The sequence below is a fragment of the Solimonas sp. K1W22B-7 genome (assembly GCF_003428335.1).
Taxonomy (GTDB): Bacteria; Pseudomonadota; Gammaproteobacteria; order Nevskiales; family Nevskiaceae; genus Solimonas_A.
Genome location: NZ_CP031704.1, coordinates 3,820,345 through 3,832,641 on the forward strand (window position 1 = coordinate 3,820,345; position 12,297 = coordinate 3,832,641).

The window sequence follows — 12,297 nt, forward strand, 5'->3', positions numbered from 1 at the left end:
TCAGCCCTCCGACGGCTTCGGGGTGAGGGTGTTCTTCAGCTCGCCTTCCTGCGTGATGACGACCGGCTGCTGGTTGCGCAGCTTCAGCAGCCCGGAGGTCGCCACCTGCTCGCCTTCCTTGATGCCTTCCACCACCACCACGTAGTCGCCGCGGGCTTCGCCCACCTTGATGAAGCGCTGCGAGACTTCCAGGTCGGTCGTCGGGCCGGCCGGCGCGCCGGGCATCGGCTCGGCCTTCGGCGCGTTCGGATCGACCTTCTTCTTCTGCACCACGAATACCGAGGTGCCGTAGGAGTCGTAGTTGATCGCGGTGCGCGGCAGCACCAGCAGCTCGCGCATGCCGGGCAGCTCCAGGCGCACGCGGCCGAACTGGCCGGCGCGCAGCTGGCTGTCGGGGTTGGGCAGGCGCGCGCGCAGGCGGAAGTTGCGGGTGGCCTCGTCGATGCGCGGCTCCACCGCCAGGATCTCGCCGCCGAATTCCAGGTCCGGGTAGGCCTCGACCTTCACCGCCACCTTGAAGCCGGGGCGCACGACGCCGATGTACTGCTCCGGCAGGCTCACATCGATGTCGATCGGGTCCAGCGACTGCAGGTTGACGATCGGCGAGCCCGGATTGATGAACTGGCCGACGTTGACGCGGCGGATGCCCAGCTCGCCGGAGAACGGCGCGCGGATTTCCTTCTGCGCCACCTTGGCGCCCTGTGCCTCGACCGCTGCCCTGGCGGCATTGGCCTCGCTGACCGCGGCGTCGTAGTCGGACTTGGAGATCGCTTCCAGCTTGTAGAGCTTCTCGCGGCGGGCGCGGTTCAGCTCGGTCAGTTCGGCCTGCGCCTGCAGGCGCCGGTACTCGCCACGCTCGTTGGCGCCGTCCAGCGTCAGCAGGCGGGCACCCTTCTGCACCTTCTGGCCCGACTCGAAGTGGATCGCGGTGACGATGCCGCCGGATTCGGTGGTGACGTCGGTGCCGTTGACCGGCACGAAGCTGCCGATGGCCTCGAGCCGGTTGTCCCAGCTCATCTTCTTCACTGCACCGGCAGTGATCGTCGCCGACGGCATGGGCATGGCGTCGACGTATTTGTTCATCATTACGTTGCCCATGTACTTCATGCCGAACACACCGCCGAAAACGACGGTGACGAGCAGCAGCATGATGATCATTCGCTTGGTCATAACAGGTCCTTCAGGGCAATCTGCGTTTCATCTACTGGGGGGAGGACTGCAACAGCTTGTCGATCTCGGCAAAGTCCCGCTCGCTCAGGCGGCCGACGGTCTGCTTGAGCTGCAGCAGGTTCAGCAGCAGCGAGTAGCGCGTGGAGTCGTAGTTCTGGCGCGCCTGCACGGTGCGCGACTGCGCATCGAGCACGTCGGTGATGGTGCGCGTGCCGGCTTCGTAGCCGGCGCGCGTCGCCTTCTCGGCGGCCTGCGCGGAGCCCAGCGCCTTGTTGTAGGCGTCGGTCTCGGCGTAGGCGGTCTGCACCTGGTTGAACAGCTGGCGCGTCTGCCGCTCGGTCTCCAGCGTGGTGCGTTTGAGTTCGGCGTCGGCGAAACGTTCCATCGCGGCGGACTGGCGCTTGGCAGCGCTGACGGCGCCGCCGGCGTACAACGGCACGCTCAATTCCACGCCGACGCGCGAATCGTCGACGCGCTGACCGAAGGTGAAGTCGCTGTCGTCATTGCGGCCGATGGAGCCGACCAGATCCAGCGAGGGCGCGGCGTCGGAGGTACGGCTGCGGCGATCCGCTCCGGCGATGACCAGCTTCTGCCTGGCCTGGGCGATGACCGGGCTGTGTTCCTGCGCCGCCTTGACCCAGTCCTCCGCGCGTGCCGGCTCCAGCGGCGGGAACGACGTGCCCTCGACGATCTGCGGCAGCGGCTCGCGGCCATTGCCGGTGACTTCGTCGAGCGCGTCGCGGGCATTCTCCAGCGAGCGGTTGGCCGACAGCAGGCGCGCCTGCGCGAGATCGTCGCGGGCCTGGGCTTCCTTGAGGTCGGTACCCGGTACCAGTTCCACCTCGTAGCGCTTGCGCGTGTCTTCCAGCGATTCGCGCACGGCCTTGGCCTCGGCAGTGGACTGCTCCACCGCGTCCTGCGCGTTGAGCACCGCGAAGTAGCGGTCCGCCACGCGCAACAGCAGCTCCTGGCGACGCTGGGTCACGGAAATGTCGGCCAGGTCGTCCAGCGCGTCGGCACGGTCGCCGCGGGCGAACCAGTCGAGCCTGAACAGCGGCTGGCGTGCCGACAGGCCCGCCGACCAGGCTTTGTAGGGGTCGTCGGCATTGCCGAACACGCCCTTGGAATCGGTGGTGGCGTATTCGTACTTGCCGGTGGCGGACACCACCGGGCGCAGCGTGGCGCGCTCCAGCGTACCGGCCTCGACGTCGGCCTGGTACTGCGCCAGCGCGCTGGCCACCGCCGGATCGTGCCGGGTGGCGAGCTGGTAGGCCTCGGTCAGGCTCATCGCCGAGACCGGCGCCGAGGCGCCGCCGAGCAACCCAATCAGCAACACGGCCAGGGACCGGTTCTTATTCGGCGCAAAAATCATCGAACACCTCTTTGCAAATCCGTTGGATCAGCGCGTCCAGGGCCGCGCCGTCGCTGGTGTCCACCAGGGGACGCCAGTTGTAGCCGTTGAGCATCACCTGGGTGTGGCGGCACATCAGGCGGTAGGGATCGCGCACGTTGAAGTCTTCCAGCACGCCCTCGGCATGGACCAGGTTGTGCGTGCCGGCGGACAGCGCCCACAGGCCCGTGCACAGTTCCTCGGGCGCAAAGCCGCGCAGCTGCAATTCGCCGGCGGCGACGCCGTCGTTGACGATGCCGACCACCAGCTCGCCGATCGGGTCGCTGCAGGCCAGGAAGGCGTGGCGGCGCTCGGCCGAGGCCGCCAGCCACACGACCTCGGTGAAGACGTACTGGGCCAGGCGGAAATGGTCCGGGTTGTGCCGGACGAAGATCATGTCGGCCACCGCGATCGCGACCATGCGGTCACGCGAGGCGGCTTTCCACCCGGCCGCGCGCTGGAACAACGCCACGTGCCGCTCGGTGTCCAGTGCCGCCAGCGCCAGCAGCAGGTCTTCCTTGGAGGCGAAGTGCTTGTAGAGCGTGCCGACGGCGTACTCGCTCTTCTCGGCGATGCGCGACATCTGCAGGTTCAGCAGGCCCTCGTCGCGGATCAGCTCGCGCGCGCAGTCCAGGAACATCCGTTCCCGGTCTTCGAACTCACGCTGGCGACGTTCCTTGGTGCCCATGGGGGACGGACGGGGGGAAGGGTAATGACAATGGAATGCAAATTTGTTCGTGAATCTTATTCACGAATTGTGTCAAATACAAGATGTGAGCAAATTATCGCCATGACACCGACGTCAAGAATCCCCTAAGCCGTTGTCTTTACGGAATTTGTGCATCGCACAATGGATTGAGGCCCCAGGAGCCGGGAGCGGGAGCCCCGGGTTCTCCGGTCAGAAGCTGATGAACTGACCGCCGTTGACCGGCAGGTTGGCCCCGGTGATGAAGCCGGACTGCTCCGCGCACAGGAAGGTCACGGCGGTGGCGATGTCCTGCGGCTGGCCGAAGCGGCCAGCGGGGATGCCCTCGAGGATGCGCCCGCGGATGTCCTCGGGCACGGCGCGGATCATCGGGCTGTCGATGTAACCCGGCGAGACGGTGTTGACGGTGACGCCCTTGCGCGCGGTTTCCGCGGCCAGGGCCATGGTGAAGCCATGCACCCCGGCCTTGGACGCCGAGTAGTTGGTCTGCCCGAACTGGCCCTTCTGGCCGTTGACCGAGGAGATGTTGACGATACGGCCCCAGCCGCGTTCGCTCATGCCCTCGACCACGTGGCGGCTGGTGTTGAAGACGCTGTCGAGGTTCACCCGCAGCACGTCCTGCCATTGCTGCGGCTGCATGCGGCGCAACGGCGCGTCACGGGTGATGCCGGCGCAGTTGACCAGGATGTCGATGCGACCGATGCGGCCGATCGCCGCGGCACAGGCCTCGAAGCCGGCGACGTCGAAGGGCTCCAGCGCGATCTCCAGGCCCTCGGCCTGCCAGCGCCGCTGCTGCTGTCGGGCGGCGTCCAGGTCGGACTCGGCGCAGTTGGCGACGACGCGGGCGCCGGCCTGGGCCAGTTCAGCGCAGATGCGCGAACCGATGGCGCCGGTGCCGCCGGTGACCAGGGCGACACGCCCGGCAAGGTCGATCCGCATTCAGAGGCTCTTGCGGCCGTAGTGGTCGCGGCGCGCGGCACTGATCTTGGCCACGGCTTCGGTGCGCAGGCGCTCCAGGTCGGTCTCGCCGTCGACGCTGAAGTCGAGGTGGCGCAGGCGGCCGTCGGCCAGGCGGTAGATCCAGCCGTGGACGTGCAGCTTCTGGCCGCGGTTCCAGGCGTTGCGCACCGGCACCGAGCTGCAGACGTTGAAGGCCTGCTCCAGCACGTTGAGCTCGCAGAGGAAGGCCTCGCGGCGGTGGTCCTCCGGGTACTCGTTCAGTACGTCGGCATGGCGCGAGGCCACCGCGCGCACCTGGCTGAGCCAGAAGTCGGAGACGCCGCCCAGTTCCTTGGCGTGCAGCGCGGCATGGACGCCGGAGCAGCGGTAGTGGCCCACCACCATGATGTGCTCGATCTTCAGCACCTCCACGGCGAACTGGATCACCGACTGCGCGTTGACGTCGGACAGCGGCACGACATTGGCGATGTTGCGGTGGACGAACAGCTCGCCGGGCTGCAGGTCAACGATCTCGTTGGCCGGCACGCGCGAATCGGAGCAGCCGATCCAGAGATATTTCGGGGTCTGCTGGCCGACGAGACGCCGGAAGAACTCGGGGTCTTCGGCCTGCACGCGGTCGGCCCAGCGTTCGTTGCGGTCGAGCAGGTCCTGTAAATCGTCCAAGGCGGACTCCGGGGGGCGATAAATGGATAACGGCCGGGATTCTAAGGCAAATTCGCCCCGAAACCCCCGCCCGCCGGCATCCGGACCTGCCGGGGTCACCGACGAAGGGCAGATTCCAGGGGGGCAGCCGGAACACCGGCCGTCGCCGGCAGGAGCATAGTGGTGCCGACTCCCTTGGAATCCCCTGGCCCGCCAAAGCGGGCCTTCTTTTTTGAGTGGGTGCCAGCCCCGCCCTCAGACGCGCCAGTTGGCGTTGCGCTCCCAGAACTCGACGCTGCGGCGGTAGGCGGCGCGGTCCAGCGCCACGCCGGAGCCGCCCTCCTCCACGCCCAGGGCATTGCGCATCATCGTGATCGGCGCCATCGGGATTTCCTCCGGCTCGGCCGTGGCCAGGCAGCCGACCACGCCCCAGTCGGCGTCGATCTTCCCGCCTTCCTTCACGACCTGCTCGCGGCTGTAGAGGATCACCACCAGGTAGCCCGCCACCGGCGGCTCCACGCCCTCGAACCAGCGCGTCAGCACCGGCAGCTCCTCGCGCGAGCGCGCCTCGTAGCCGCTGCGCAGCTGCTGGATGTTGTCGGGCGTGACCGGCACGGTCAGGCAGCGCGTCTGCGTCCAGTTGGCGTGGACATGCAGCTTGCAGAAGGGCGCGTAGCCGTCCAGCACCTTCAGCGGCGCCTGCTCGTTGAGGTGGCGCTCGAAGGAATCCGGCGTGGCCCCGACGATGGCGTTGCGGCGGCCGGAGGTGGGGAACAGGCGCGTGCGCGCGAAGGGGGTGAGGACGATCTTCATGGCGGTGAATCCCGTATCGCAGATACAAGAAAGCCCGCTTGCGCGGGCCTTTTTGTTTGTTCGGATGGTTGGGAGACTAGGACTCGAACCTAGATAAACAGAGTCAGAATCTGTTGTCCTACCATTAGACGATCTCCCATCCGGAACCGGAAATCGCAGGGCGGCGAGTATAACCTCGCCGCCCCAAAAACCAAACGCCTTAGCGCTTGGAGTACTGCGTGCCGCGGCGGGCCTTGTGCAGACCGACCTTCTTGCGCTCGACCTCACGGGCGTCGCGGGTGACCAGGCCAGCCTGGCGCAGGACCGGGCGGAAGCTCTCGTCGTACTGCATCAGGGCGCGGGTGATGCCGTGGCGCACCGCGCCGGCCTGGCCGCTGGGGCCGCCGCCGACAACGGTCACCTTGATGTCGAAGCGGGTCAGCGCATCGACCAGTTCCAGCGGCTGGCGAACCAGCATGCGGGAGGTCTCACGGCCGAAATACTCCTCGACCGTCTTGCTGTTGATGGTGATCGCACCCGAACCGGGCTTGAGGAACACGCGGGCCGCGGCAGTCTTGCGGCGGCCGGTGCCGTACTTGTATTCGATATTCTTGGCCATGGATCGGGGACCTTAGATGGTGAGCGGCTTCGGCTGCTGGGCGGTATGCGGGTGCTCGGCACCGGCATAGACCTTCAGCTTGCGGAACTGGGCGAAACCCAGCGGGCCGGTCGGCAGCATGCCCTTGACCGCCTTCTCGATGACGCGGGTCGGATGCTCCTGCAGCATCTTGCCGAGGGTGGTCGAGCGGATGCCGCCCGGGTACTCGGTGTGCCGGTAGTAAATCTTCTGGACCAGCTTGTTGCCCGTGGTGCGCACCTTGTCGGCATTGATCACGACGATGTAATCGCCGGTATCGCAGTTCGGGGTGTACTCGGGCTTGTGCTTGCCGCGCAGGCGACGTGCACACTCGGTGGCCAGGCGGCCCAGCGTCTTGTCCGTTGCGTCAATCACGTACCAATCGCGCTTGACGGTTTCGGAATTCGCGAAGATTGTCTTCATCGTTTCCATTCCACATCGGTAGTTATAGTTCAGTTGCCCTAAGGCAACCTCGGTGCAGCTCTACAGCCCGGCAAAACCCGAAAAGGGATGCCGGAAAGGTCGCGGAGTTTAGTGAGTCGGGCCCCACGATGCAAGTCCGGGCCGGCAGGCGGCCGGGTTTTGCTAAGCTTTCAGGACACTTACGCCCCCATCCCATGCTCGCGCGCCTGCTCCCTGCCCTGTTCGCCCTGACCGTCTCCGCCGCCCTGCCGGCGGCCGAAACGGCCGATCCCGCCGCCGCAGCGCCCGTTGCCGAAGCCCCTCAGGCGCCCGAAACGCCCGCCGCGACCCCGGCGGAGCCGGACCTGCCGCTGCCGCCCCCCGGGCCCGCCCCGGCGGTGCCCGAAGCCGAAGCCGCAGCGGTGACGGCGGCAGCGGCGCTGCCGCCGGTCTTCGGCAACCGGGTGCTGTTCCTGCGCCTGACACTGCGCATCAAGCTGGTGGAACAGGAGCTCCTGGACATGAGCCCGGAGCGGCTGCTGGAGCACATGGGCGCCGCCAGCGAGCTGCTGGAGCAGCTGCGCAGCAGGGGCCTGGACGAGGATGAGGCCGCGCGCGCCGACCGCGCCGAGCAGTACCTGCAGTCGCTGACCGAGCGCTACGTCGAACTGCGCACCGGCAAGCCGCCGAAGAAGCTGAAGAAGATCAGGCGCTAGGCCAGGCCGGACCGCTTCGGCAGGCAGCTAGCTGCCGAAGTTGATCTTGGCTTCCAGATTCGTGCGCGAATCGGCGTTGTTGAGCGCCTCGTCGAGTTCGATCACGCCCTGGCGGTAGAGCCCATAGAGCGAGGCGTCGAAGGTCAGCGTGCCCTTGTCCGAGGACTGGTTCATGGCGTCCTTGATCTCGTCGATGCGCTTGTGGAGGATCAGTTCCTGCACGTAGGGAGAGTTGATCATGACCTCGAAGGCCGGCACGCGGCGACCGTCCTTGCGGCGCACCAGGCGCTGCGAAATGATCGCGCGCAGGGTCAGCGACAGGTCCATGTAGAGCTGGTCGCGCAAGTCGGGCGGGTACAGGTTCACGATACGCTGCAGCGCCTGGTAGGCGTTGTTGGCGTGCAGCGTCGATACCGCCAGGTGACCGGTGTTGGCCAGCTGGATGCAGGCATCCATGGTTTCGCGGACACGTACCTCGCCGATCAGGATCATGTCCGGCGCCTCGCGCAGCGAGCTCTTCAGCGCGCGCTCGTAGGTGATGGTGTCGGTGCCGACTTCACGCTGGTTGACGATGCTGCGGCGGTTCGGGTGGACGAACTCCACCGGATCCTCGATCGTCAGGATGTGGCCGCTGGACAGCTCGTTGCGATGATTGATCATCGCCGCCAGCGTGGTGGACTTGCCCGAGCCGGTAGCGCCGACCATCAGGACCAGGCCGCGCTTGAGCATGATCAGGTCGCCCAGCACCTCGGGCACCCCCAGCTCGGCGATCGTCGGCACCTGCGACCTGACGTAGCGCAGCACCATGGCGAGCGTGCCGCGCTGGTTGAAGATGTTGACGCGGAAACGGCCCAGGCCGCCGGCCTGCGTCGCCAGGTCCAGCTCCCAGTGCTCTTCCAGGTGCGCCTGCTGCTCGGGGGTCAGGATGCTGTAGGCCAGCTCCCGGATGAACTCGGAGGTCATCAGGGTCTTGCCGACGGCGTGCATCTCGCCCTCGATCTTCAACATCGCCGGCGCGTTGGCGGTGAAGAAAATGTCGGAGGCGTTCTTCTCCACCGCCAGTTTCAGGTACGGCAGGATCTTCAGCATCTCAAGGCTACTCCCTGTCTGCGAGTCGGATGCACGCCCTTAGCGGTGCACCAGCTGCGATTTTTCTTCTTCCTTCATGCCCATCTTGCGCACCATGTCGTCATCCATCAGGTTCTGGCGTGCACGACGGGACTCGAGCTTGACGCGCAGGCGCAGCTCGTTCTGCGAGTCGGCGTTGCGGACCGCCTCGTCGTAGCTGATGACGCCGTCCTCGAACAGCTCGAACAGGTACTGGTCGAAGGTGATCATGCCCTGCTCGTTGGAGCGGCCCATGACTTCCTTGATGCCGACCACGTCGCCCTTGAAGATCATGTCGGCGACCAGCGGCGAATTGATCATGATTTCCATGGCCGCGGCACGGCCGCCGCCGTCCTTGCGCACCAGGCGCTGGGAAATGATCGCCTTGAGGTTCAGCGACAGGTCCATCAGCAGCTGCTCGCGCTTCTCCTCGGGGAAGAAGTTGATGATGCGGTCCAGCGCCTGGTTGGCGCTGTTGGCGTGCAGCGTGGACAGCACGAGGTGACCGGTTTCGGCGAAGTTGACCGCGTACTCCATGGTCTCGCGGGTACGGATTTCGCCGATCTGGATGACGTCGGGCGCCTGGCGCAGGGTGTTCTTCAGGGCGTTTTCCCAGGAGAAGGTATCCTGGCCGACTTCGCGCTGGGTCACCATGCAGCCGTTGTGCGGATGCACGTACTCGATCGGGTCCTCGATCGTGATGATGTGGCCGCGCGAATTGGCGTTGCGGTGGCCCACCATCGCCGCCAGCGAGGTCGACTTGCCCGAACCCGTGGCGCCGACCATCAGCACCAGGCCGCGCTTTTCCATGCAGACCTTCTTGAGCTGCTCGGGCAGGCCCAGCTGCTCGAAGGTGGGGATCGTGGTGTTGATGGTACGCATCACGCCGCCGACACGGCCCTGCTGCACGAAGGCGTTGACGCGGAAGCGGCCGATACCCGGCGGGCTGATCGCGAAGTTGCACTCGTTGCTGGCTTCGAACTCCTTGATGTTCCGGTCGTTCATCAGCGAACGCATGATGATGGCCGCCTGCTCGGGCTGCAGCGGCTTGTCCATCACCGGCGTCATCTGGCCGTCGAGCTTGATCGCCGGCGGGAAGCCGGAGGAGATGAACAGATCGGATGCACCCTTCTGCTTCATCAGGGTCAGCAACTGCTGTACGAGTTTGATTGCCTGGTCGCGTTCCATCGCCGGCCTCCTGGGTCTGTCGACCCTGTTCTTTAATTGACGGTGAAGTTACGCGGATCGGCGGACTTGATGCGTGCTTCTTCCAGCCCGACGATACCTCTCTTGACCATGTCCTTGAGGCACTGGTCCAGTGTCTGCATGCCCTCTTTCTGGCCGGTCTGGATGGCCGAGTACATCTGCGCGATCTTGGCCTCGCGGATCAGGTTGCGGATGGCCGGGTTGCCGATCATGATCTCGTGCGCCGCGACACGGCCGCCGCCCTTCTTCTTGAGCAGGGTCTGCGAGATCACCGCACGCAGCGATTCGGACAGCATCGCGCGCACCATTTCCTTTTCCGCCGCCGGGAACACGTCGATGATACGGTCGATGGTCTTGGCCGCCGACGAGGTATGCAGGGTACCGAACACCAGGTGTCCGGTTTCCGCGGCGGTCAGCGCCAGGCGGATCGTTTCCAGGTCGCGCATTTCGCCGACCAGGATGACGTCGGGGTCTTCACGCAAGGCCGAGCGCAGCGACTCGTTGAAGCCCAGCGTGTCGCGGTGCACTTCGCGCTGGTTGATCAGGCACTTCTTCGACTGGTGCACGAATTCGATCGGATCCTCGATGGTGAGGATGTGACCGTACTCGTTCTCGTTGATGTGGTTGACGATGCCGGCCAGGGTCGTGGACTTGCCCGAGCCGGTCGGGCCGGTGACCAGCACCACGCCGCGCGGATACTCGGCGATGTCCTTGAAGATGGACGGGCACTTGAGCTCCTCCAGCGACAGGATCTTGGAGGGAATGGTACGGAACACGGCGCCCGAGCCGCGCGCATGGGTGAAGGCGTTGACGCGGAAGCGCGCCAGGCCGGGGATTTCGAACGAGAAGTCGGTTTCGAGGAATTCGTCCCAGGCCTTGCGCTGCTTGTCGTTCATGATGTCGTACACCATGTCGTGGACCTGTTTGTGGTCCAGCGGCGGCAGGTTGATGCGCTTGACGTCGCCGTCGACCCGGATCATCGGCTCGACGCCAGCGGAAAGGTGCAGGTCTGACGCGCCCTGTTTGACGCTGAAAGTCAGCAACTGCGCGATATCCATTCGGTAGCTCCCCAGCTATGCTCTTCCAATAATCCCGTGACGTTATAGGCATTTACGCGCGCAGGCAACATGGCGAACATTCCCTACAACCTGGCCCGCGTCCAGGCGCGCATCGAAGCTGCCTGCAAGGCCGCCGGACGGCCCGAAAACGCCGCCAGACTGCTGGCGGTTTCCAAGACCTTCGACGCAGAGGCGGTGCGCGTGGCGCATGCCGCCGGACAGTTCGGCTTCGGCGAAAACTACCTGCAGGAGGCACTCGACAAGCAGGCCGCGCTGGCGGACCTGCCGCTGGAGTGGCATTTCATCGGCCCGGTGCAATCCAACAAGACCCGCAGCCTGGCCGAACGCTTCGACTGGGTACACGGGGTGGAGCGCCTGAAGATCGCCCAGCGCCTGTCGGACCAGCGCCCGGAGGGCCGGGCGCCGCTGAACGTCTGTGTCCAGGTCAACGTCTCGGGTGAGGCCAGCAAGTCCGGCTGCGCACCCGCCGAGGTCCTGGAACTCTGCGCCACCGTGGCGCGGTTGCCGCGCCTGCGGTTGCGCGGCCTGATGGCGATCCCGGCGCCGGCCGTGGCAGCCACCGACCGGCGCGCGCCGTTCCGGCAGCTGCGGGAACTGTTCGGGGAGCTGCGCCGGGCCGGGCTGGAAGTCGATACAATTTCGGCCGGCATGTCGGACGATCTCGAGGACGCCATCGCCGAGGGCGCCACGATCGTGCGCGTCGGAACATCCATATTCGGAAAGAGAACCCCATGACCCAGGATGAAGCCAAGAAAGCGGCGGCTGAAGCCGCGCTCAAGTACGTCGTTCCCGGCGAGGTGCTGGGCGTCGGTACCGGCTCCACGGTGAACTACTTCATCGACGCGCTGGCGAAGATCCGCGACGACATCCCCGGCGCGGTGTCCTCGTCCAACGCCTCCACCGAGCGCCTGAAGAAGCTCGGCATCCCGGTGCTGGACCTGAACAAGACCGGTACGCTGTCGATCTACGTCGACGGCGCCGACGAGGCCAACAAGCACCTGCAGCTGATCAAGGGCGGCGGCGCGGCGCTGACGCGCGAGAAGATCGTGGCCGGCGCCTCGCGCAAGTTCATCTGCATCGCCGACGAATCCAAGCTGGTGCCGGTGCTGGGCAAGTTCCCGCTGCCGGTGGAAGTGATCCCGATGGCGCAGAGCTACGTCGCCCGCGAGATGGTGAAGCTCGGCGGCCAGCCTTACCTGCGCGATGGCGTGGTGACCGACAACGGCAACGTCATCATCGACGTGCGCGGCCTGGAGATACTCGACCCGGTGAAGCTGGAGGCACAGATCAACCAGATCGCCGGCGTGGTCACCGTCGGCCTGTTTGCCCATCGCCCGGCCGACGTGCTGCTGCTGGGCACGCCGGCAGGCGTGCGCGAGATCAAGCCCGGCTGAAACGGCAGCCAAGCCAACAGCGTTCAGTCCGCGAATGAACGCAAATGAACGCGAATACAGGGCGTTCCATTTGCGTTCATTCGCGGACCGCGTCCT

The 12,297-nt window shown here is 65.9% G+C and carries 14 protein-coding genes and 1 tRNA gene; 3 read left to right on the forward strand and 12 right to left on the reverse strand.

Features of this window, described 5'->3' with window-relative positions; all coding sequences use genetic code 11:
- The 9 genes from D0B54_RS17155 to rplM all read right to left on the reverse strand — a co-directional run bounded on the left by D0B54_RS17155 (position 1) and on the right by rplM (position 6,720).
- Positions 1-1,170, reverse strand: a complete 1,170-nt coding sequence (locus tag D0B54_RS17155; protein ID WP_117292483.1) for an efflux RND transporter periplasmic adaptor subunit — start codon at positions 1,168-1,170, stop codon at positions 1-3.
- Between the two features lie 31 nt (positions 1,171-1,201).
- Positions 1,202-2,506 (reverse strand): TolC family outer membrane protein, encoded by a 1,305-nt coding sequence (locus D0B54_RS17160; RefSeq protein WP_162932500.1) that lies wholly within the window; start codon positions 2,504-2,506, stop codon positions 1,202-1,204.
- A gap of 16 nt (positions 2,507-2,522) precedes the next feature.
- Entirely contained in the window at positions 2,523-3,248 is a 726-nt protein-coding gene (locus D0B54_RS17165) for a TetR/AcrR family transcriptional regulator (protein WP_117292485.1), read from the reverse strand.
- A gap of 210 nt (positions 3,249-3,458) precedes the next feature.
- Positions 3,459-4,205, reverse strand: a complete 747-nt coding sequence (phbB, locus tag D0B54_RS17170; RefSeq protein ID WP_117292486.1) for an acetoacetyl-CoA reductase — start codon at positions 4,203-4,205, stop codon at positions 3,459-3,461.
- The gene (locus tag D0B54_RS17175; protein ID WP_117292487.1) at positions 4,206-4,889 is read right to left on the reverse strand and encodes a carbonic anhydrase; all 684 of its coding nucleotides are present in this window, start codon (positions 4,887-4,889) and stop codon (positions 4,206-4,208) included. It lies immediately after the preceding gene.
- Between the two features lie 234 nt (positions 4,890-5,123).
- Positions 5,124-5,681 carry a DUF3228 family protein gene (locus D0B54_RS17180; RefSeq protein WP_117292488.1) on the reverse strand — a complete coding sequence of 186 codons (558 nt, stop codon included), beginning with the start codon at positions 5,679-5,681 and terminating at the stop codon, positions 5,124-5,126.
- A gap of 65 nt (positions 5,682-5,746) precedes the next feature.
- A tRNA-Gln gene (locus D0B54_RS17185) sits at positions 5,747-5,820 on the reverse strand.
- Positions 5,821-5,880: 60 nt separating this feature from the next.
- A complete protein-coding gene (gene rpsI, locus D0B54_RS17190; RefSeq protein ID WP_117292489.1) occupies positions 5,881-6,279 on the reverse strand; it encodes a 30S ribosomal protein S9 in 399 nt (132 codons plus the stop codon).
- Between the two features lie 12 nt (positions 6,280-6,291).
- Positions 6,292-6,720 carry a 50S ribosomal protein L13 gene (rplM, locus tag D0B54_RS17195; RefSeq protein WP_117292490.1) on the reverse strand — a complete coding sequence of 143 codons (429 nt, stop codon included), beginning with the start codon at positions 6,718-6,720 and terminating at the stop codon, positions 6,292-6,294.
- 194 nt (positions 6,721-6,914) lie between these two features.
- Between rplM and D0B54_RS17200 the strand changes: the two genes are divergently transcribed.
- Positions 6,915-7,415, forward strand: coding sequence for a hypothetical protein (locus D0B54_RS17200; protein ID WP_117292491.1), 501 nt, complete (start codon positions 6,915-6,917; stop codon positions 7,413-7,415).
- 27 nt (positions 7,416-7,442) lie between these two features.
- Here the strand turns inward: D0B54_RS17200 and D0B54_RS17205 are convergent, their stop codons facing one another.
- The 3 genes from D0B54_RS17205 to D0B54_RS17215 are packed head-to-tail and all read right to left on the reverse strand — an operon-like array spanning position 7,443 to position 10,786.
- Positions 7,443-8,504 (reverse strand): PilT/PilU family type 4a pilus ATPase, encoded by a 1,062-nt coding sequence (locus D0B54_RS17205; RefSeq protein WP_117292492.1) that lies wholly within the window; start codon positions 8,502-8,504, stop codon positions 7,443-7,445.
- A gap of 39 nt (positions 8,505-8,543) precedes the next feature.
- Positions 8,544-9,710 carry a PilT/PilU family type 4a pilus ATPase gene (locus D0B54_RS17210; RefSeq protein WP_117292493.1) on the reverse strand — a complete coding sequence of 389 codons (1,167 nt, stop codon included), beginning with the start codon at positions 9,708-9,710 and terminating at the stop codon, positions 8,544-8,546.
- A 32-nt stretch (positions 9,711-9,742) separates the two neighbouring features.
- The gene (locus D0B54_RS17215; RefSeq protein WP_117292494.1) at positions 9,743-10,786 is read right to left on the reverse strand and encodes a type IV pilus twitching motility protein PilT; all 1,044 of its coding nucleotides are present in this window, start codon (positions 10,784-10,786) and stop codon (positions 9,743-9,745) included.
- Positions 10,787-10,855: 69 nt separating this feature from the next.
- Between D0B54_RS17215 and D0B54_RS17220 the strand changes: the two genes are divergently transcribed.
- Both D0B54_RS17220 and rpiA read left to right on the forward strand, forming a co-directional pair.
- Positions 10,856-11,542, forward strand: a complete 687-nt coding sequence (locus D0B54_RS17220) for a YggS family pyridoxal phosphate-dependent enzyme (protein WP_117292495.1) — start codon at positions 10,856-10,858, stop codon at positions 11,540-11,542.
- On the forward strand, positions 11,539-12,201 hold the full coding sequence (rpiA, locus tag D0B54_RS17225) for a ribose-5-phosphate isomerase RpiA (RefSeq protein ID WP_117292496.1): 663 nt from the start codon (positions 11,539-11,541) through the stop codon (positions 12,199-12,201). Before D0B54_RS17220 ends, rpiA begins: the two co-directional genes overlap by 4 nt.
- Positions 12,202-12,297 lie beyond the last annotated feature (96 nt).